19 protein-coding genes are annotated in these 18,688 nt (G+C 72.6%); 10 read left to right on the top strand and 9 right to left on the bottom strand.

The annotated features are described in order from the left end of the window. The first annotated feature begins 226 nt into the window (after positions 1-226). Positions 227-424, top strand: a complete 198-nt coding sequence (locus AB0M93_RS34020) for a hypothetical protein (protein WP_364281325.1) — start codon at positions 227-229, stop codon at positions 422-424. Between the two features lie 13 nt (positions 425-437). Here AB0M93_RS34020 and AB0M93_RS34015 read toward each other — a convergent pair whose 3' ends face one another. Both AB0M93_RS34015 and AB0M93_RS34010 read right to left on the bottom strand, forming a co-directional pair. Next, positions 438-1,427, bottom strand: coding sequence for a hypothetical protein (locus AB0M93_RS34015; RefSeq protein WP_364281322.1), 990 nt, complete (start codon positions 1,425-1,427; stop codon positions 438-440). Positions 1,428-1,440: 13 nt separating this feature from the next. After that, positions 1,441-2,514 carry a zinc-binding alcohol dehydrogenase family protein gene (locus tag AB0M93_RS34010; RefSeq protein WP_364281320.1) on the bottom strand — a complete coding sequence of 358 codons (1,074 nt, stop codon included), beginning with the start codon at positions 2,512-2,514 and terminating at the stop codon, positions 1,441-1,443. Between the two features lie 82 nt (positions 2,515-2,596). Between AB0M93_RS34010 and AB0M93_RS34005 the strand changes: the two genes are divergently transcribed. Then, positions 2,597-3,376 carry a helix-turn-helix transcriptional regulator gene (locus tag AB0M93_RS34005; RefSeq protein ID WP_364281317.1) on the top strand — a complete coding sequence of 260 codons (780 nt, stop codon included), beginning with the start codon at positions 2,597-2,599 and terminating at the stop codon, positions 3,374-3,376. Here the strand turns inward: AB0M93_RS34005 and AB0M93_RS34000 are convergent. Next, positions 3,352-3,933 (bottom strand): TetR/AcrR family transcriptional regulator, encoded by a 582-nt coding sequence (locus AB0M93_RS34000; protein WP_364281314.1) that lies wholly within the window; start codon positions 3,931-3,933, stop codon positions 3,352-3,354. The genes AB0M93_RS34005 and AB0M93_RS34000 overlap by 25 nt on opposite strands. A 53-nt stretch (positions 3,934-3,986) precedes the next feature. Between AB0M93_RS34000 and AB0M93_RS33995 the strand changes: the two genes are divergently transcribed. Beyond that, positions 3,987-4,982 (top strand): hypothetical protein, encoded by a 996-nt coding sequence (locus AB0M93_RS33995; RefSeq protein ID WP_364281311.1) that lies wholly within the window; start codon positions 3,987-3,989, stop codon positions 4,980-4,982. On the opposite strand, the gene AB0M93_RS33990 is transcribed toward AB0M93_RS33995, so the two are convergent. Continuing rightward, complete coding sequence (locus AB0M93_RS33990; protein WP_364281308.1) at positions 4,973-5,704, bottom strand: alpha/beta fold hydrolase; 732 nt, start codon at positions 5,702-5,704, stop codon at positions 4,973-4,975. The two genes, AB0M93_RS33995 and AB0M93_RS33990, sit on opposite strands and share 10 nt — an antisense overlap. A 192-nt stretch (positions 5,705-5,896) precedes the next feature. On the opposite strand from AB0M93_RS33990, the gene AB0M93_RS33985 reads away from it, so the two are divergent. The 3 genes from AB0M93_RS33985 to AB0M93_RS33975 all read left to right on the top strand — a co-directional run bounded on the left by AB0M93_RS33985 (position 5,897) and on the right by AB0M93_RS33975 (position 8,967). Next, positions 5,897-6,691, top strand: coding sequence for a hypothetical protein (locus tag AB0M93_RS33985; protein ID WP_364281305.1), 795 nt, complete (start codon positions 5,897-5,899; stop codon positions 6,689-6,691). Between the two features lie 39 nt (positions 6,692-6,730). Next, a complete protein-coding gene (locus tag AB0M93_RS33980) occupies positions 6,731-8,023 on the top strand; it encodes an alpha/beta hydrolase (RefSeq protein WP_364281302.1) in 1,293 nt (430 codons plus the stop codon). Positions 8,024-8,091: 68 nt separating this feature from the next. After that, a complete protein-coding gene (locus AB0M93_RS33975; RefSeq protein WP_364281299.1) occupies positions 8,092-8,967 on the top strand; it encodes an LLM class F420-dependent oxidoreductase in 876 nt (291 codons plus the stop codon). Here AB0M93_RS33975 and AB0M93_RS33970 read toward each other — a convergent pair. After that, a complete protein-coding gene (locus tag AB0M93_RS33970; RefSeq protein ID WP_364281296.1) occupies positions 8,964-9,776 on the bottom strand; it encodes an alpha/beta hydrolase in 813 nt (270 codons plus the stop codon). The two genes, AB0M93_RS33975 and AB0M93_RS33970, sit on opposite strands and share 4 nt — an antisense overlap. A gap of 72 nt (positions 9,777-9,848) precedes the next feature. Here AB0M93_RS33970 and AB0M93_RS33965 point away from each other — a divergent pair, with 72 nt between their 5' ends. From AB0M93_RS33965 to AB0M93_RS33955, 3 genes are all read left to right on the top strand, one after another. Continuing rightward, positions 9,849-10,448: a TetR family transcriptional regulator gene (locus AB0M93_RS33965; protein ID WP_364281293.1), complete on the top strand. Its 600-nt coding sequence runs from the start codon at positions 9,849-9,851 to the stop codon at positions 10,446-10,448. 80 nt (positions 10,449-10,528) lie between these two features. Beyond that, entirely contained in the window at positions 10,529-11,815 is a 1,287-nt protein-coding gene (locus AB0M93_RS33960; RefSeq protein WP_364281291.1) for a hypothetical protein, read from the top strand. Positions 11,816-11,969: 154 nt separating this feature from the next. Next, positions 11,970-12,623, top strand: coding sequence for a GTP pyrophosphokinase family protein (locus AB0M93_RS33955; protein ID WP_364281288.1), 654 nt, complete (start codon positions 11,970-11,972; stop codon positions 12,621-12,623). Here AB0M93_RS33955 and AB0M93_RS33950 read toward each other — a convergent pair. Genes AB0M93_RS33950 through AB0M93_RS33940 form a run of 3 tightly spaced genes read right to left on the bottom strand, consistent with a single transcriptional unit; the run spans position 12,620 to position 15,267 of the window. Beyond that, the gene (locus AB0M93_RS33950; RefSeq protein ID WP_364281285.1) at positions 12,620-13,258 is read right to left on the bottom strand and encodes a TetR/AcrR family transcriptional regulator C-terminal domain-containing protein; all 639 of its coding nucleotides are present in this window, start codon (positions 13,256-13,258) and stop codon (positions 12,620-12,622) included. The genes AB0M93_RS33955 and AB0M93_RS33950 overlap by 4 nt on opposite strands. Then, a complete protein-coding gene (locus tag AB0M93_RS33945; RefSeq protein WP_364281282.1) occupies positions 13,255-14,556 on the bottom strand; it encodes a cytochrome P450 in 1,302 nt (433 codons plus the stop codon). Before AB0M93_RS33945 ends, AB0M93_RS33950 begins: the two co-directional genes overlap by 4 nt. A 45-nt stretch (positions 14,557-14,601) precedes the next feature. Next, positions 14,602-15,267, bottom strand: coding sequence for a DUF998 domain-containing protein (locus tag AB0M93_RS33940; protein ID WP_364281279.1), 666 nt, complete (start codon positions 15,265-15,267; stop codon positions 14,602-14,604). Between the two features lie 183 nt (positions 15,268-15,450). On the opposite strand from AB0M93_RS33940, the gene AB0M93_RS33935 reads away from it, so the two are divergent. Further along, positions 15,451-17,907 (top strand): M14 family zinc carboxypeptidase, encoded by a 2,457-nt coding sequence (locus tag AB0M93_RS33935; RefSeq protein ID WP_364281565.1) that lies wholly within the window; start codon positions 15,451-15,453, stop codon positions 17,905-17,907. A 47-nt stretch (positions 17,908-17,954) separates the two neighbouring features. Here AB0M93_RS33935 and AB0M93_RS33930 read toward each other — a convergent pair whose 3' ends face one another. Then, a complete protein-coding gene (locus AB0M93_RS33930; RefSeq protein WP_364281277.1) occupies positions 17,955-18,560 on the bottom strand; it encodes a LysE family transporter in 606 nt (201 codons plus the stop codon). Positions 18,561-18,688: the final 128 nt, after the last annotated feature.

The raw sequence follows: 18,688 nt of genomic DNA, 5'->3' as shown, positions 1-18,688 counted from the left end.
GACGACGTTGGGCAAGCCCAGGCGACGGTCGGCGAGCGTCGACCGGGCTCCGGCGGGGAGAAACCGCGCACGGCCACAAAAGGCTGCGGGTGGTGAGGCGGTTCCGTGTCCTGCCGTCCTTACCGTGAAATACGCACAGTACCGGAACAGTCGACCGGCCGTCCGAATTCGTTACGGCGGTTTTCGAGGCCGGTGGCCGCCGCGAGGGACGAGAGGACCCGTTGAGATGAGCAAGAGAGCCAATCCGTCGAAGGCCAACGGGTCACGTCAGCCGGGGAAGAACCGGATCACGGTCGCGCTGGACGTGATCAAGGGAATCATGATCGGCACCGGAACCCTCTACCTGACCACCGGATCCGTCCTCGTGACGGCGATCGGTGCGGCCATCGCCGTTCTGGGCGGTCTGTACCTGGTGGCACGGTGAGCGGTCGCGCGGCTCAGCCGGCCTGGGCGAGCCGCCGGGTGATCTCGGCGGCCGGGTAGGGCGTCTTGCGGCTTTCCCCGTGCAGGGACACGTAGAACTCGTTCACGACCGCCGCCACCGGTGCGTAGCGGCTCAGCAGTTCCGTCGTCCGCGGCGGGAGGTCCGGCGCCACGCTCCCCGCGGCGCACTCGCGGACGAACGCGTGCCGGATGCGGTGGTCCGGCTCCGGGACGAGTGGCCGGACGATCGTGTTGACCAGGTGGGTCAGCACGTACGCCCGGTCGTGGGTGGCGTGGCCGGCCAGGAACTCCGCCTCCGCGTCCGACAGCTCGAAGTCCGGGAACGCCGCCAGGCCGAAGTCGGTCAGGTGGAGCCGCTCGCCGTCGGTCAGGATGTTCGCGAAGTGCGCGTCGAAGTGCTGGATGCCCTTGCCCGCCAGGAACTCCGTCATCCTGCGGAGGTCGCGGTGGGCCGGGTCGAGCCCGGCCGGGTGGTCGCCGAGCCACTGCGCGAGGGTGCGCGGGATGTGTTCCAGGAACAGCACCAGGTCCGCCGTCGCGTCGTCGAGGGCTTCGAGCCGGCGCCGCACGCCCGGGTCGTCGTGCCAGAACGCGATGTCGGGCGCGCGGTCCGCGCGGGGGCGCGGGAGTCCCGGCAGGACGCGCCAGTGGTGCAGCAGCGGGAAGTTCTCGCACTGTCCGGTGTGGACCCAGTCGCTCGCCGCGCGGTGGGCCGCCAGCTCGCGCCACGCCCCGCCGCCCGCCGAACCCACCCCGTAGTGGGCCCACGGCGGCAGGCCGTACAGGTCGGCCGTCGAACCTTCGTGCCGCCGCTCGACGTCGGTGAGGGCGATCCGCTTGACGAAGACGGGCTCGCCGGCCACGGTGAGTTCCCAGGTCGACCCGCCGATGCCGGTGCCCAGCGGGCGGGCGGCCGCCAGAAGGTCGCCGGGCGCCTCCGCGAGGGCCGTGGCGATCCGGTCGTGGCGTGCCAGGCGGGTCATGCTTCGACCGTACTCACGGGCGGACGACGGTGAGGGCGAACCGCCTTGGTGCCGTCTCCGCGTGGTCGAGGGCGGCGGCGATGTCGTCGAGCGCGAACTCCGTGGTGGTGAACTGGCCGAGGTCGAGCAGGCCCGCGCGGGCCAGGGCGATCAGGCTCGCGGGCGCCGTCCGCGGGTGCATCCACTGGCCGCGCAGCGTGATGCTGTTGCGCATCAGCCAGCGGTACGGCACGGCGAGGTCGTCGCCGACGCCGCCCATCAGCACGATCCGGCCCTGTTCGCGGACCGCCATCGCCGCGGTGCGCACCGGTGCCGGGCCCGCCGACGGCGGCAGCAGGTCGAGGACGACGTCGATCGGGCCGGGTGCGGTGCGGCGCAGGCGGTCGGTGTCGCCGTCCCCGGTCAGCCGCACCGTGCGGACGCGGGCGCCGAACCGGCGCTCCAGGTCGGCCAGCGCGGCCTCGTCGCGGCCCGGCGCCACCACGCACGCCGCCCCCATGGCCAGCGCGACCGCGACGGCCGCGCTGCCGAAGTGGCCGGTCGCGCCGCCGCTCACCAGCACCGTTTCCCCGGCGCGGAGCCCGGCCGCCAGCAGCCCGCCGTACGGCACCAGGCACACGGTGAGCGCGGCCCAGCGAGCGGCTTCGGCCGATTCGAGGGGCCCGAGCGGGACCGCGTTCTCCGTCGGGAGGAGCAGCTGTTCGGCGTAGGCGCCGCGGCCGTAGTGCCGCTGCAGGAAGAGACCGCCGTCGCCGCGGGCGCTCAGGCCCTGCAGGGTGATGTCCGGGGTCAGCGCGTCGTCGCGGGACCGGATCGTGGGGTCGCAGAGCACCCAGTCGCCGCGGGTCAGACGGGTCGCGTCCGGCCCGGTCTCGCGTACCCGGCCGATCGCGCCGGCGCCGGGCACGACCGGGAGCGTCAGCAGGTAGTTGCGTTCGCCGCGGAACACCTCCGCCGCGTACGGCAGCACGGGGGCCGCCACGACGTCGACGAGCACCTCGCCCGTGCCCAGCACCGGCGCGGGGACCGTGCGCAGCGACAGCGGTTTGCCGAATTCTTCGAGGATCGCGGCCTTCATCTCGTTCATGATCTCGATCGTCGGACGAACCGGAGACAGCAACCAGCCCTGGTATCATCCTGGGATTGGACAGTGCCACGCGGAGGTCGTCATGCCGGACGCAGCGCGGGCCGGGCTGGGGGAGTTCCTGCGGTCCCGGCGCGAGCGGCTGCGCCCGGCCGCGCTCGGCCTGCCGGACCGGCGCCGCCGCCGGACGCCGGGGCTGCGCCGCGAAGAGGTCGCCGAGCTGGCCGGCATCGGGGTCGACTGGTACATCCGGCTCGAACAGGGCCGCACGGTGAGCCCGTCGTCGGAGACGGTCGAAGCGCTGGCGAGCGCCCTGCGGCTCGACGCCACCGAGCGGGCCCACCTGCGTGAGCTGGCGCTGAACCCGGCCCGGACGCCGTTCACCCGCGAGCGGGTGCCGGAGGCGACCCGGCGGCTCGTCGAGGGCCTGGCCGAACCCGCGTACGTCACGGGCCGCCGCTGGGACGTGCTGGTCTGGAACCGCGCGGCGGGCGAAGTCTTCGGCGACCTCGACGCAAGCCCGGAAGCCGACCGGAACATCCTGGTCTGGCTGCTGCTCGGCGAGCGCGCCCGGCGGCTGTTCGGCGACGGCTGGTCCGCGCAGGCCCGGCACGTGCTGGCGCAGTTCCGCGCCGCGCACGACCTGTGGGCGGGCGACCCGGCGTTCACCGAGCTGGCGGCGCGGCTGCGGGCGGGCTGCCCGGAGGTGGCGTCGTGGTGGGACCGCCACGACGTCGGCCACACCGGATCCGGCCGGAAGACGTTGTACCGGCCGGAGCCGGAAGAGTTCGACTACGCGACCTTCCAGGCCGCCGAGGACCCGGCGCTGCGCCTGACGATCTACGCGCCCAGCAGGGGCAGGTAGACCTCGTCGACGATCTCGACGAGCACCGCGTCGTCCACTGTGGTCAGTCCGCGGGTGAGGAATTCGTTGCGCAGCAGGACGAGTGCCACCGTGGCGACGCGGGGGTGCCGGGCTCCGGGCCGTGCCTCGCCGCGCGCGACGGCTCGTTCGACGATCGCGAGCCAGGGCTTGGTGCCGCCCTCGGCGGCCTGCTGGTGCAGCTGTTCCCGCAGCTCCGGCTCGTCGCCGACGCCGGTCAGGAGCCCGCGCAGGACCCGGGCGGCGGGCGAGGTCTGGCCGCAGTTGATCGCGCGCAGCAGGGCCAGCGCGTCTTCGCGGAGGTGGCCGGTGTCGGGCGGCTCGAGCGCGTCCGCGGCGAGGTGGCGGTAGGCGGCGACGCCGAGCGCGGCGCGGTTCGGCCAGCGGCGGTAGATCGCGTTCTTGTTGGTGCCGGCGCGCTGGGCGACCCGTTCCATGGTCAAGCCGGGGTAGCCCGCTTCGGCGAGCTCGTCCGCCGCCGCGCGCAGGATCGCCTCCGCCAGTTCGGTGCCCCGGCGCCGGGTCTTCGGTGTCGCCATGGGCCCATCCTACGGTACGGTACGGACCGTACCTTAACGACTGGGAGGACAGCATGCGAGCCAAGGGCATCGGCTACGACACGGGACTGGCGCGCGGCGGCCGGTTCAACCGCCCGTTCGACCCGGACCTGGTCCGCCGCGAGCTGACGATCATCCGCGACGACCTGCACTGCACGGCCGTCCGGCTGATCGGCACCGACCTGGACCGCATCGAGTTCGCCGCCGGCGAGGCCGCGGCGCTCGGGCTGGAGGTGTGGTTCTCGCCGTTCCCGTGGGACCGCACCCCGGCGGAGATCCTCGACCTGCTCGCCGACGGCGCGTCGCGGGCCGAACGCCTCCGCCGGACGGGCGCCGAGGTCGTCTTCGTCACCGGCGCCGAGCTGAGCCTGTTCAACCACGGTTTCCTGCCCGGCGACGACATCCCCGCCCGGATCGCGCAGCTCATGGCGTCACCGGAGCTGCGGGACGGCCTGCCGGCGCGGGTCAACGAGTTCCTCGCCCGCGCGGTCGAGGGGGTGCGCGCCCGCTTCGGCGGCCGCGTCACCTACGCGGCGGTGCCGCTGGAACGCGTCGACTGGACGCCCTTCGACATCGTGTCGGTGGACGCGCACCGCTCGAAGGAGGTCGAGCACCTCTACCGCGAGGGCGTCCGGAGCCTGGTCGCGGCGGGCAAGCCGGTCGCGATCACGGAGTTCGGCGTGACGCCGTACCGCGGCGCGGCGGACCTGGGCGCCCGCTGCGGCGAAATCCTCGAGTACGAAGGCGACGTCCCGCTCCGGCTGACCGGCGAGTACGTCCGCGACGAGCAGGAGCAGGCGCGCTACCTGCGGGAACTCGTCGAAATCTTCACGGAGGAGGGCGTCGACGCGGCGTTCGCCTGCACGTTCGTCTGCTACGGGCTGGTGCACCGGGCCGACCCGCGGGTCGATCTGGACATGGCGAGCTGGGGCGTCGTGAAGGTGCTGGAGAACGGGACGGGGCAGACGTATCCCGGCGTCCCGTGGGAACCGAAGGCCGCTTTCGGTGCCCTGGCCGGCTGTTACGCCTGAGCCAGGAACTCCGCCATCGCCGTCGTCAGTTCCGGGCTGCTCATCGCCGTGTAGTGGTCGCCCGGCACCCGGGCGAACCGGCCGTTCGGCAGGGCCGCGGCGAGGGCGCCGGCCGTGGCGTGGCTGTCGTCCTCGTCGCCCACGAGGACCAGGGTGGGGGTGGTGATCCGGTCCACCTCCGGCGTCGGCACGTGGGTGCCGAGGACGTGCCGCAGGGCCACCGGATTCCCGCCGCCCTGCCCGATCCAGTACGCGGGCGACCCGGGTTCGACGGGTTCGCCGTCGATCAGGGCGGTCAGGGCGCGGTGGTAGGTGCCGGTCCGGGACGTCGCCCGCTGCACGGCGTCGAGGCCCTGGCCCGCCACGATCGCGCGCCCCGGGCGGGCGCCGCGGGCCAGCAGCCGCAGCACGACCCGGCCGCCGTAGGAGTACCCGCCCAGGTCGTAGTCCTCTTCCCCGAGGCCGAGGTGGTCGAGGAGCGCGAAGCCGTCGTCGGCGAGGACGTCGGGTGGGTACGCCGCCGCGTCGGCCGGGGTGGCGCTCGCCCCGTGGCCGCGCAGGTCCGGGAGGATCACCCGGTGCCCGCGGTCCGCGAGCGCCGACGCCGTGCCGAGCCAATCGCGGCCGCTGCCGGTGAAACCGTGGTACAGCACCAGCGCCCGCCCGCTGCCGACTTCGCGGTAGGCGAGCTCCAAGCCGTCGGCGGCGGGGAACTTCTCCATACCGCCAACCCTACAGCGGTCCGATGAATTCTTGGCCAACCACCGCGACACTTGGGGGGGCGTTGACAGAAGGCGGTCGGGCTTCTAACTTCATAGCGCAAGACATCGGATGTCCAGCCCGGTTTGCCGGGTCCGTCCGCCGACCGATGTGCCACCCCTGCCGAACTGCTCGTCAGGAAGGACACACCGACGATGCCGGAATTCCCCCGCCGGACGGCCCTGCGCTCGCTCGCCGTCTCGGTCCTCGCCGTCCCGATCGTGCTGGGCACGGCCGTCCCCGCCCACGCGGCGCCGCTGTGGCACCCGGACCCCGCCACCGACGGCCTGAAGGCCTTCGAGGGCATCGAGGCCGACCGCGGCAACCACCACCCCGACCGCAAGTACGTCGTCGTCGAAGGCGACCACTACCGGTTCAACATCTGGAAGGACGACCGCGACACCACCGGCGGCGGCGACCGCCAGCGCACCGAGTCGAAAGGCATGGTGCAGAACGGTTCCACGCTGAAGATGCACAACGGCGAGACGTGGACGATCTCCTACGAGATGTACATCCCGGCCTCGCTGCACGGCACCAGCAAGTTCACCCACATCTTCCAGACGAAGACGCCGTCGACCAACGGCGGCCCGTGGGTGACGCTGGACCTGACCCGCAGCGGCAGCAAGGAGATGCTCAACGCGCGCGCCTACGCCAACTCGGGTTCGCCGAGCATCGCGGCCACGGACCTGTCGCCGCTGCGGGACAAGTGGATCACGATCGAGTGGACGTTCACGCCCGGTGCGAAGGGCAAGGCGGCGTGCGTCATCCGCAACGGCACGGGATCGGGGGCGCCCGTGGCCGCGCAGGGCAGCATGACCAACGTGAACATCCCCGACCAAGGCGACTACGTCCGCCCGAAGTGGGGGATCTACCGGTCGGTCGAGAGCGCCTCGTCCGACATCCTCGACACCTACCTGCTGTTCCGGAACTACACGGCGGCGCGCAAGTAGCCGTGGCGGAGACTGCCGGTCCGGGGTGACACTGGCGGTATGAAGGTCGTCGACGGGCAGCGGGGCACCTCCCGCCCGTCGATGACCTCGCCACCGCCGCTGCGGCGCGGTCCGCTGCTGGTCACGGCCGTTTTCGCCGCGCTCGGCGGCGCACTGATCCCGGCGGTCGCGGTGCCCGCGCTCTGGCGGATCTGGCAGCTGTACGCGATGTTGTTCGGCGCCGTCGCGGTTTTCGAGCTCGTCGCCGTCGTCGCGGTGACCGGGTGGCCGACGCGCAGGACGGCGCACTTCGGCGCGCTCGCGGCGTTCGCCGGCCTGGCCCTGTGGGTGCTCAGCAGGCCGCTGGGGCTGCTGACGCGGTTCGACCCGTGGCAGCCCGCGGACACGGTGGCCGGGTTCACCGACTGCGTCGCCGCCGGGCTGCAGGTCGTCGCGGTGTCCGGCTTCCTGGTCGTGGCCCGGCACCGCGCGCACCCGGGTCCGTCGGTGCTGCGGCGGGTTTCGGCGTGGATCGCGCTGTTCCCGGTGCTGCTGCCGGTGATCGTGACCGGCGCGGCGGGCACCGTCGCGGCCGGCGCCGGCCTCACCGGCACCGGTGCCTCGACGCTGCTCGACGGCGGCCCGGGCACCGTCGAGTACTGCCGGCCCGACGGGATCCCGCTGGCGATGGACGTCTTCCGGCGGACGGGCGGCCCGCCGGCTCCGGTGGTGCTGCTCCTGCACGGCGGCGGGCTGGTCTTCGGCAACCGCACGCAGGCCGGCGCCCCGCTCGCCGGCTCGGGTTTCGGCCCGCTGCGCGACGAGCTGACGGCCCGCGGCTTCGCGGTCGCCGCGATCGACGTCCGGCTCGCGCCGGCGGCACCGTGGCCGGCCCCGCTCGCCGACGCCCGGTGCGCGGTGCGGTTCCTCAAGGCCAACGCGGCCGCGCTGGCCGTCGACCCGGCCCGGATCGCGGTGTGGGGCACCGGCACGGGCGGCACGCTGGCGTCCCTGCTCGGCGTCGAGCGCGGTCCGGACACCGGCCAGTACGCCGGTCAGGACAGCACGGTCCGCGCGGTGGCCGCGGTTTCGGCGCCCGCCGACTTCGACCTCGCGGGCCTGGACCCGCTCACCCGCGCGTCGATCCTCCTCGCGCTCGGCCGGTCGCCCGCGACGCTCCGGGCGGCGAGCCCGCTGACCCACGCCGGTCCGGGCGCCCCGCCGTTCCTCCTCGACGGCGGCCGGAAGTCGGGCGAGTTCGCGGCGCGCCTGCGCGCGGCCGGGGTGCCGGTGACCGAGGGGCCGACGTCGGCCGGCGACGTCGCCGCGTTCTTCGCCGCGACCGTGCACTGAGGACTTGCGCTGGAGTGCGCTCCAGGTCCTAGCGTGGGAGCACGCTGATCAAGTCAGGAGCACGTTTCATGGAACTCGGTTTCCACCTCCCCATCTTCGACATCGACGGCGGGACCACCGCCATCGCCGGTGAGCTCGCCCGCGTGGGAGCCGTGGCGGAGGAGGCCGGGGCGACCTGGCTGTCCTTCATGGACCACTACTTCCAGATCGAGCCCACCGGCCTGCCCGCCGAAGCGAACATGCTGGAGGGCTACACCACGCTCGGCTACCTCGCCGCACACACGTCCCGGATCCAGCTCGGCCTGCTCGTCACCGGGGTGACCTACCGGCACCCGGGGCTGCTCGCGAAGATCGTCACCACCCTGGACGTCCTCTCGGGCGGCCGGGCCGCCCTCGGGATCGGCGCCGCCTGGTTCGAGCGGGAGCACCAGGGGATGGGCGTGCCGTTCCCGCCGGTCGCCGAGCGGTTCGAGCGGCTGGAGGAGACGCTGCGCATCTGCCGGCAGATGTGGGACCCCGCGGACAACGGCCCGTTCGAGGGCAAGCACTACCGGCTGGCGGAGACGCTCTGCTCGCCGCAGCCGATCAGCCGGCCCCCGGTGCTCATCGGCGGCTCCGGGGAACGCAAGACGCTGCGCCTGGTCGCCCAGTACGGCGACGCGTGCAACCTCTTCGGCAGCTCGCCGGCCGACATCGAGCACAAGCTGGACGTGCTGCGCCGGCACTGCGACGACGTCGGCCGCGACTACGACACCATCCGCAAGACGATCCTCGCCAACAACCCGCGTCCCACGCCGGAAACCCGCGACGAGTTCGTCCGCTCGATGGCCGGCTACGCGAAGCTCGGGGTGCAGGCGGCGATCGTCACCCCGACGACCGGCTCGCCCGCCGCGTGGATCGAGGGCATGGCACCGGCGGTGCCGCAGCTGGCCGAGCTCGGCTAGCCGGCCAGGATCCGCGCGGTGACCAGCTCCGGCCGCTGCAGCGGCAGGGCGTGGGTCGTGCGCGGCACGATTTCGACGTCGAACAGCGGGTTGAGCGCCCTGATCCGCTGTTCGACGTCCCGCGCGGAGTGGATCACGCTGCGTTCGGCCAGGACGAGCCGGACGGGGACGGTGACCGCGCGCAGCTGGTCGTCGGTGAACAGGTAGTCCGTCGGGTGGTGCGCGCGGTACTTCAGGCCGCCGAACAGCAGCGGGCGCAGGATGCGCCGGACTGCCGCGCGGGGGCGCGGGTCGAACCAGGTCGCGATTTCCCGCAGGCTCCACCAGATGAACGCGCTCCCGATGGGCGCGAAGCCGGGCGGCTCGATGGCGACCACGCCCGCGATCCGGTCCGGCGTGCGGGCGGCCAGGGTGAGCGCCAGCCATGCCCCGCGCGACACCCCGGCCAGCAGGAACTTCTCGTGGCCGAGGGCGTCGAGGACGTCGGCCAGCCAGTCCGCGCAGTCGTCACCGGTCGTGGCCGGCCGCGTCTGGCGGGAGCGCCCGGGCTCGCCGATCGTGTCGACGGCGTACACCCGGTGCTGAGCGGCCAGGTCCGCGACGTGCGGGTACCACGAAAGTGACGTGCCCATGGCACCGGGCAGCAGCACGATCGGCGGTCCTTCGCCGCCGCTCGCCCGGACGCGGGTCGGCCCGTAGCGCGAGCTGATGTCCAGGTCGCGCACCGGCACGGGCCAGCGGGCGGCGATCCGGTCGTAGGCGGCCAGGTACCGCTCTTCGCTGCGGGCGTCCTTGAACTTGCCGATCATGATTCCCTCCCCAGGTTTTCATGGTGCAGATGCACGATAACAGATCGTGGCCGGTTGTGGCAGAGTGAACGCGTGCCCAAACGCGTCGACCACCAGCAGCGTCGCTGCGAGATCGCGGAGGCGCTGTTCCGGGTCGTCGTCCGGGGTGGGGTGTCGGCGGTGACGCTGCGTGCCGTCGCCGCGGAGGCCGGGATTTCGATGAACCTGGTCCAGTACTACTTCCCGGCCAAGGACGACATGCTGCGGTTCGCCTGGCGGCGGGTGGTGGAGCTGAGCGTCGCCCGGGCGGCGGCCGAGGTCGGCCGCGCGCTGGAGAGCGGCGACGAACGTGCGGTGGTGCGGGCGTACCTGGCCGCGGTGCTGCCCTCCGACGAGCGCACCCGGCTGCTGGCCGCGGTCCAGATCGCGTACTTCGCCGCCGACGTCACCCGCGGCGGCCCGCACCCGGACGAAGAAGCGTTGCTGCCGCACCTGGTGCGCGGCCTGGCGGAGCAGATCACGTTGGCGCAGCAGGCAAACCGCGTCAGCCCGGCGCTGGATGCGGCCATGGAAGCCGGCGCCCTCGCGACGATGGCCGCCGGCCTCGTGACCGGAATACTCGGGGGAGCTTACACCGCCGAAGCGGCTTTCGCTCTCGTCGACTACCGGCTCGGGCAGCTGTTCTGTCCATAATGGACTCTCGGGGTTCCGGTGAACCACTCGGCGGGACAAGCCGTGTGCCTGGGTGAGGTGGCGACCGAGAGGAGGGGCAGATGCCCCACGTGCGCACGGCAGGACGACACCGCAAACCCGCGACGATCGGACTAGCGGCGCTGCTGGGAGTCGCGGGCGCAACCGCGGCGGCGATCGCCATGACCGGCCCGGCGAGCAACGCGGCGACGGAGAGCTGCGGTGGTCTGGACACGGCGTTGCAGAACAACCTGAGCTTCATCGCGGGCCAGCAGGCGGCCCCGGACGCCCAGTCGGCGGCCCGCATCGCCAACCGCCAGGCGGTGGTTTCCCAGATCCAGCAGCGGCGCGAAGCCGCGGGCTGCGCTGGCCAGGTGAAGGCGGACGAAGTGGCGGCCCAGTGCGCGGCCATCGCCGCAGCGGCCCAGAACGCGGCGGGCGACGGCAAGGACGCGGCGGCGGACGGCGGGATGGCCGCCGAGCAGGGCGCGGCCGGTCGGAAGGCGGCTGGCAAGGGCGAGAAGAACGGCATGGCCGACCAGAACGGCATGGCTGGCGAGAACGGCGCCGCCGACGAGAACGGTATGGCGGCGGAGAACGGCGCCGCTGACGAGAACGGCATGGCGGCCGGTAACGGCGCAGCAGCCAAGAACGGCATGGGTGCCAAGAAGGGCGCGGCGGCCAAGAAGGGTGCTGCCGGCGAGAACGGCATGGCCGGTCAGCAGAACGCTGCCGACCAGGACGCTGCCGCCTGTGCCGTGGTCCAGAAGTGTGTGGACCAGGCCGCCGGCGTGGCCGAAGCCAACGGAATGGCCGACCAGAACGGCAAGGCCGAGGAGAACGGCGCCCCCGACCAGAACGGTATGGCGGACCAGAAGGGCATGGCCGACCAGAACGGGATGGCTAACCAGGACGGCATGGCCAACGAGAACGGGATGGCCGACCAGAAGGGCATGGCCAACGAGAACGGGATGGCCGACCAGAACGGGATGGCCGACCAGAAGGGCATGGCCGACCAGAACGGGATGGCCGCCGATCAGAACGGCATGGCCGCCAAGAACAAGGCCGCCGACCAGAACGGCAAAGCCGGCAAGAAGGAAGCCGCCGCCCAGAACGGCATGGCGGACCAGAACGGCAAGGCCGGCAAGAAGGCGGCCGATCTCTCCGCCGAGGACTGCGCGGCCGTCCTGAAGTGCGTTTCCCAGGCCGCCGACCCCGCCGCCGCGGCGCAGCAGCAGGGCATGGCCGCCGACCAGAACGGCACCAAGAAGGGCAAGAACAAGCAGGCCGGCGTGGATGCCGGTGCGGTCGCCGCCCAGTGCGTCGCCGCCACCGCCGCCTCGGCCGGAACCGTGCCCATGGGGCGCTGAGCAGCACATCCCCGCGCGTTGCCGGCCCGGACCGGGCCGGCAACGCGACCCGATCCGGTGACCGGCGGGAACTCCGGCCCGTCGCCGGTCGTTGACCAGGTGGAGCGCAGTACTCTGGCGCTCGGAAAACGACCGACGACAGCACGAGGCTTCAGTGACCACCGACCCGGCGGCCGAGGACGCTTCCCTGCGCGAGGCGGCCGACGAGCTCGCCGTCGCCGGGCAGCTCCCGCGGTTCCTCCTGATGTACAAGTTCGCCATCGAAGAGCTGATGACGAAGCTGCGGATCCTCAGCGAGGAGTTCGACTTCGTCCACCAGCACGACCCGATCGAGCACATCACCAGCCGGGTCAAGCGGCCCGAGGCGATCAAGGAGAAGGTGCACCGTCGCGGCCTGGGCGGCGACTGGGTCTCCGCCGCCCACGTGCTCGACGACATCGCCGGGATCCGGGTCGTCTGCCCGTTCGTCTCCGACGTGCACGAGGTCGCCCGGATGCTCACCGCGCAGGACGACGTCGAGCTGTTGCGGACCAAGGACTACATCGCGCGGCCGAAGGCCAACGGCTACCGCAGCCTGCACCTGATCGTCCGCATCCCGGTGTTCCTCTCCGACCGCGTGGAAAAGGTCAAGGTGGAGGTGCAGCTGCGCACCATCGCCATGGACTTCTGGGCGGCCGTCGAGCACAAGCTGTCGTACAAGTACCGCGACAGCGTGCCCCCCGACTTCGCGGGCGAGCTCGCGGCGGCGGCCCGGACGGCGGCCGACCTCGACGCCCGGATGGCCGCGCTGCACGAACGCATCCGCTAGCGCGCGGCCATCGCGCCGAGGGCGTCGAGCAGGATCCGCAACCCGAATTCGAACTCGGCTTCGTGGTCGCACACGGCCAGGAACGGCGCCGCCGCGGACACGGCCGGCAGCCCGGCCCGTTCGAGGTCCGCGAGCCGGCCGCCGTCGGCCGGCGTGGCCTCGACCTCGCGCATCAGCGTGCCGATCAGGAACGCCAGCACGGTCCGCAGCCCGTGCACCGCGCGGTCCGGCGGGAACCCCGCCGCCAGCAGCGGCGCGAGCACGGCCTCCACCGGCGCCAGCGCCGTCATCGACGCGAGCCGGCGGGTGAGCACCAGCGGCGCCGCGCGCGAGTGGCCGAGCATCGCCGCGCGGAACCCGTGCGCCAGCGCGGACATCGTCTCCCGCAGGTCCGCGTCCGGCGGCGGCGCGGGGATCGCGGCCAGCAGGACCTCGGCGATCCCGTCGAGCAGCGCGTCCTTGCCGTCGACGTGGTTGTACAGGCTCATCGGGTCGACGCCGAGCCGGCGCGCGAGCTTGCGCATGCTGACCGCGTCCAGGCCCTCGTCGTCGACGAGTGCGAGGGCTTCCCGCAGGATCAGCTCTCGCGACAGGTTCCCGGCGTCCTTGGGCGGCCGCCCGCGCCGGGCTGTCACGGGGCGAGCAGCGCGGGCAGGTGTTCGTAGCCGCGCAGGATCCGCGTCGACCGGCGGCGGGCGCCGGGCAGCACGCGCAGGCCGGGGAACCGGCCGAAGATCGTGCGCAGCCCGATCTCGCCCTCCATGCGCGCCAGCGAGGCACCCAGGCAGTGGTGGCGGCCGGCGCCGAAGGAGACGTGGTCGCGCGCGCCGGCCCGCGTGACGTCGAAGACGGCCGGGTCGGCGAACACCCCGGGGTCGCGGTTGGCGCCGGCCAGCACGGTGGTCACCAGCGCCCCGCGCGGCAACGGGACCCCGGCGACCTCGGTGGCGCGCGTGGCCAGCCGCCCGGTCAGCAGGACCGGCGGGTCGTGGCGGAGCACCTCCTCGACGGCGTTGCTCCACAGTTCGGGCCGTTCGCGCAGCACGGCGAGCTGCCCGGGGTCGCCGGCGAGCAGGGCGATCCCGCTGCCGAGCAGGTTGACGGTGGTTTCGAAGCCGGCCGCCAGCACCAGGCCGGCGGTGGACTTCAGCTCGGTTTCGGTGAGCCCGACACCGCCGTCGCGGGCGGCGACGAGCTTGCTGAACAGGTCGTTGCCGGGGTGCCGGCGCAGGTGGTCGAGGTGCTCGCCGAGCCAGGCGTCGAACTCGGCCAGCGCGGTTTCGACGTCGCGGAACGTCCGCCAGCCCAACCCGAGGTCGAGGCTGGGCGCGGCGGCGGCGCCCAGGGACAGCACCTTGCCCAGGTCGGACGGCGGCACGCCGAGGATCTCGCTGATGACCGTCACCGGCAGCAGGCCGCAGTAGGACTCGACGAGGTCGAGCGGCCGTCCGGGATCGAGCCGGTCGAGCAGGCCGTCGGCGATTTCCTGCACCCGGCCGCGCAGTTGCTCGACGGCGCGCACGGTGAAGACTCCGGTGACGAGCTTGCGGTACCGGGTGTGTTCGGGCGGGTTGACGGCGAGCAGCGACGGCGGCCGCACGGGGTGCAGGTGCTGCCCGGCCGCCCATTCGCCGAGCCGCCCGAGCGGGGACCCGTCGTACCCGATGACGCCGACCCGGAAGTCGTCGCTGCCGAGCACCTCCCGCACGGCGGCGTGGGTGGTGGTCATCCACCCGAAGCGGGTCCGCGCCAGCGGCCCGGCAGCCCGGATTTCCTCGAACAGGCCGGTGAGATCCCGCCCCTCGGCCGCGTCGACGACCATGCGTCCCTGAAGGTCCCCGCGCCGGGCCTCGCGCCGCAGGACGGTCCGGGGGAGCGCGTGGCCGAGACTCCAGCGCACAACGGGTTTCGTCCAGGCCAGGGCTCCGGTCATGACAGTCCCTCCGGTCGGCGTACCTACAGCGTAGGTTATCGCCACTCACTCCCGGCTGGTCGCCAACCGATCATCCTCAGTTACGCCCACCGGTGCGAGCAACACCGCCAGCGCGATCAGTTCCGTCAGCGCCATCCCGCGCTCCACCAACCCCAGCGGGATCAACGTCCACCACCGGCCGCCCTCGACGGCGGCCACCACCACCGCGCCCAGGATCACCGCGAACCAGCCCAGCGACACCACCGCCAGCACCCGCGCGACCCAGCGGCGTCCGGGCGACGACGGGAACGTCGTCCGCGCCGCCACCAGGATCGCCAGCGGCAGCGCCACGAACGCCACCACGCTCGCGATCCGGTGCAGCGTGCCGCCGAAGTCCGCGCGGGAAACCGTTGCCCAGTCCGGTTTGGGGAACGCCACGATGACCAGCAGGCCGACCGTCCACAGTGTTCCCAAGATGGCCGCCGGGACCGGCAGCCGCCCTTGGCGGTGCAGCACCGCCAGGCCCGCCGCCGAGCCCAGGGCGACCAAGACCACCGCCAGGTCGAAGACCCACTTGTGGTCGCTCAGCCCGTACTCGCTGATCGTGCGCCGGGTCGCGCTGATCTCGTCCGTCGGCGGGATGACCTGCAGCAGCAGGACCAGGCCCGCGCCGGCCGCCAAGGCCGCGATGCCCGCCAAGGACACCGCCCGTCGCGCAGGGATTGTGACCATGGACCGACAGTAGCCGACCGGGGGTTGAACCCTTCGTGAAAAAGCCTGGTCAACGTGTACGACTTACGGCGGTTACCGCGGCCGGAATTCCTCCATTATGGTCGCTCGCTACCGGTAGGTCCGTCCTGCCGGCCTCGGTCAAGGAGGTCTCTTCCTGTGGGGAATTCACCAAGACGGCTGGTGATGCTGGCTTCGGCCGTCGCACTGGCCGGAACATTCGTCGCGCTGCCGGCCGGTACCGCCGGCGCCGCGCAGAACATTCTGCGCGCCGACAAGTCCGTACCCCGCTCGTGCTTCGCGAAAGTGCTGCCCAAGGGCACCGCGGGCACCGATCGCCGCGAGCTGACGTCCACCGTGGACGGTCTCGTCCAGGCGCGGCTCAAGCCGGCGCAGGGCGCCGAGGGCGACTGGGACGTCGCCGTCTTCGACAAGGCCACCGGGACGGTGGTCGCCGCCTCGGCGGCGTTGCGCACCCACGAACTCGCCGAAAGCTTTGTGAAGAAGGGGCAGGAACTCGTCGTCCAGGGCTGCCGGTACGGCGGTCCGGCCGACCGGGCCCAGCTCGGTGTCGACTTCCTGGCGCTGACGCCGCAGGGGACGCCGACGGGCGCCCAGCGCGCGGAACTCGTCCGCGTCGAAACGCCCACCCGTGCCGACAAGAACAAGCTGACCGCCCTCGGTCTCGACGTGACCGAGAAGGGCGACGCGACCGGGGTCGAGGTCGTCCTCGCCGGCGACGCCGACCGCAAGACGCTCAAGGACAGCGGCTTCAAGTCGAAGGTCGTGGAGGCGGACCTGTCGGCCAAGTCGGTCCAGGACGCGAAGACCGACCGCCAGTACGCCGCGACGACGGCCGCGTCGGCGCTGCCGTCCGGGCGCACCAGCTACCGGCACCTCTACGAGTACAACTTCGAGATGAAGGAACTCGCCCGCAAGAACCCCAACCTGGTTTCGGCGTTCACCATGCCGGAATCGACGTGGGAGGGCCGGGACGTCGTCGGCGTCGAAATCGCCACCGACGTCAAGAACGTGACCGACGGCAAGCCGGTGAACTTCACCATGGGCGTGCACCACGCCCGGGAGTGGCCGGCCGGCGAGCACGTCATGGAGTGGGCGTACGAGCTGGTCAACGGCTACTCGCGCGACGCCGCCATCCGGTCGCTGGTCAGCAAGACGCGCAACATCGTCGTGCCGATCATCAACCCGGACGGCTTCGAGATCTCCCGCGAGGCCGAACCCAAGGGCGACTTCACCCGGTTCGACTACGAGATGAAGCGCAAGAACTGCAACGTCAACGACTCGCCGCCGCAGTACGCCACCGGCGTCTGCAAGGCGAACCCGGGCGGGCGCCTGCGCGGCACCGACCCGAACCGCAACTACGCGGGCTTCTGGGGCGGCAACGGCGCCGAGGTGGCCTGGAGCGGCGACACCTTCCGCGGGTCCGCGCCGTTCAGCGAGCCCGAGGTGCGGAACGTGCGCTCGATCGTGTCCTCGCGCCAGGTGACGAACCTGCTGACGATGCACACCGTCGCGGCGCTGGTGCTGCGCCCGCCGGGCGTGGCGGACGTCCGCCCGCCGCTGGAGGAGCCGCAGTACAAGGCCCTCGGTGACAAGCTGGCTTCGCGCAACGGCTACACGAGCGAGCCGAGCTGGGCGCTCTACGACACCACCGGCACCACCGAGGACTGGTCGTACTGGGCCACCGCCGGCTGGGGCTTCACGATCGAGGTCGGCGGCAACGGCTTCCACGGCCCCTACGCCGACAGCGTCGTGGCCGAGTACGAGGGCCTGGCCCCGGCGGCCGGGGCCGGCAAGGGCGGCAACCGGCAGGCGTTCCTGGACATGCTGGGCAACGCGGCCGACCCGCAGCAGCACTCGACGCTGATCGGTTCGGCGCCCAAGGGCTACCAGCTCAAGCTGCACAAGACGTTCCAGACGCCGACGTCGCCGGTGATCCAGCCCGACGGCTCCACCAAGCCGCCGATCTACATCACCGACGACCTGAACTCGAAGTTCACCGCCACCGGCGGGCGCTTCGCGTGGTCGGTCAACCCGTCGACGCGGCCGTACGTGGCCGGCCGGTACGGGCGCGACCCGCAGGGCCCGGCGCAGCAGGGCATCGCGGTCACCAACCCGGCGGGCGTGCCGTCGATCAACCACAACTACCCGGCGGACGCGACGGCGGAGAGCTTCACCTTCCACGTCGACGGCCTGCCGAAGGTCGACAACGGGAAGTTCAGCGTCAACATCAACTGGAAGAACACCACGACCGACTGGGATCTCTACGTCTACGACGCGGCGGGCAACCTGGTCACCTCGTCGGCGAACGGCGGCACGACGTCCGAGCACGCCGTGCTGTTCGACCCGCCCGCCGGCGACTACAAGGCCGTGGTGGTCAACTACGACCAGACCGACCCGAACGCGGTCGACGACTGGACCGGCGACGTGTCGTTCTCGTCGCCGACCCCGCCGACCTACGGCACGAAGGAGGCCTACCAGCTGACGTGCTCGTCGCCGAACGGCAAGCTCGTCGGCGTGGCGGACGTCTTCGCCGACCGCGGCCAGACGGTCGACGTCGGCGAGGTCTGCACCCGGTCCGCGCACGCGCAGAAGCAGCGCGCGTCGGGCGGCGTCCGGTAGCCGGTGGTTCGTTTCGTGAAGGCCTCCTCGCTCGCGCGGGGAGGCCTTCACGGCGTTGTGGCCAGGGTGACGCCCAGGACGGCGAGGATCGTGCCCACGACGCGGTTCAGGGCCGGTTTCGCGCGGGTGTACCAGCGCTGGGTGGCGGGGGAGGAGAACAGCAGGGCGACGCTCAGGTGCCAGCCGGCCGAGGCGGCGACGATCAGCACGACCGCGGCGGCCTTGACGGCGGTGGGTTCGGTCGGCGGGAGCGCCGCGGTGAGGACGCTGCCGAAGAACGCGGCGGCCTTGGGATTGGTGAGGTTGCTGAAGACGCCGCGGCGGAATGCGTTGCCGCGGGCGTCGGGCGGAGCGGTTTCGGGAGCCTTCGCGGTCAGCCACAGGCGGACGCCGAGCCAGGCCAGGTAGGCGCCGCAGCCGATCCGCAGCGCGGTGGCGAGCCACGGTGCCCGCGCGAGCAGGGCACCCAGCCCGAACACGGCGACGGCGGCCAGCAACCCACCCGCGGCGACGACACCGAGCGCGACGGCGACCGCGGCCCGCCGGCTGCCGGCCGCGGCGGTGTGCGCGATGAGGACGAAGTTGGGGCCGGGGGAGATCGCGGCCGGGAGGTAGGCCAGGAGGACGGTGGCCAGGGTGGCGGCGGGAGTCATCCGGGCCGGCCGGTCTTCGGTGCGCTGCCGCCGGTGCTCATCGCGCCGGGGCCGCCTTCGCTGCCCGCGGAGCCCGTCGAAGCCGGTTGCGGGAAGACACCGAAACTGTCGGTACCCCCGCGTAGCGT

Source organism: Amycolatopsis sp. NPDC051102, assembly GCF_040682815.1.
Lineage (GTDB): Bacteria > Actinomycetota > Actinomycetes > Mycobacteriales > Pseudonocardiaceae > Amycolatopsis.
The sequence above is the reverse complement of the archived record's forward strand: the minus strand, read 5'-3'. Positions and strand labels throughout refer to the sequence as shown.

Excerpts from the sequence above, each read along its gene's own strand:
- AB0M93_RS34020 (WP_364281325.1), top strand. The coding sequence starts at position 227 with ATGAGCAAGAGAGCCAATCCGTCGAAGGCCAACGGGTCACGTCAGCCG.
- AB0M93_RS34015 (WP_364281322.1), bottom strand. The coding sequence starts at position 1,427 with ATGACCCGCCTGGCACGCCACGACCGGATCGCCACGGCCCTCGCGGAG.
- AB0M93_RS34010 (WP_364281320.1), bottom strand. The coding sequence starts at position 2,514 with ATGAACGAGATGAAGGCCGCGATCCTCGAAGAATTCGGCAAACCGCTG.
- AB0M93_RS34005 (WP_364281317.1), top strand. The coding sequence starts at position 2,597 with ATGCCGGACGCAGCGCGGGCCGGGCTGGGGGAGTTCCTGCGGTCCCGG.
- AB0M93_RS34000 (WP_364281314.1), bottom strand. The coding sequence starts at position 3,933 with ATGGCGACACCGAAGACCCGGCGCCGGGGCACCGAACTGGCGGAGGCG.
- AB0M93_RS33995 (WP_364281311.1), top strand. The coding sequence starts at position 3,987 with ATGCGAGCCAAGGGCATCGGCTACGACACGGGACTGGCGCGCGGCGGC.
- AB0M93_RS33990 (WP_364281308.1), bottom strand. The coding sequence starts at position 5,704 with ATGGAGAAGTTCCCCGCCGCCGACGGCTTGGAGCTCGCCTACCGCGAA.
- AB0M93_RS33985 (WP_364281305.1), top strand. The coding sequence starts at position 5,897 with ATGCCGGAATTCCCCCGCCGGACGGCCCTGCGCTCGCTCGCCGTCTCG.
- AB0M93_RS33980 (WP_364281302.1), top strand. The coding sequence starts at position 6,731 with ATGAAGGTCGTCGACGGGCAGCGGGGCACCTCCCGCCCGTCGATGACC.
- AB0M93_RS33975 (WP_364281299.1), top strand. The coding sequence starts at position 8,092 with ATGGAACTCGGTTTCCACCTCCCCATCTTCGACATCGACGGCGGGACC.
- AB0M93_RS33970 (WP_364281296.1), bottom strand. The coding sequence starts at position 9,776 with ATGATCGGCAAGTTCAAGGACGCCCGCAGCGAAGAGCGGTACCTGGCC.
- AB0M93_RS33960 (WP_364281291.1), top strand. The coding sequence starts at position 10,529 with ATGCCCCACGTGCGCACGGCAGGACGACACCGCAAACCCGCGACGATC.
- AB0M93_RS33945 (WP_364281282.1), bottom strand. The coding sequence starts at position 14,556 with ATGACCGGAGCCCTGGCCTGGACGAAACCCGTTGTGCGCTGGAGTCTC.
- AB0M93_RS33940 (WP_364281279.1), bottom strand. The coding sequence starts at position 15,267 with ATGGTCACAATCCCTGCGCGACGGGCGGTGTCCTTGGCGGGCATCGCG.
- AB0M93_RS33935 (WP_364281565.1), top strand. The coding sequence starts at position 15,451 with ATGCTGGCTTCGGCCGTCGCACTGGCCGGAACATTCGTCGCGCTGCCG.
- AB0M93_RS33930 (WP_364281277.1), bottom strand. The coding sequence starts at position 18,560 with ATGACTCCCGCCGCCACCCTGGCCACCGTCCTCCTGGCCTACCTCCCG.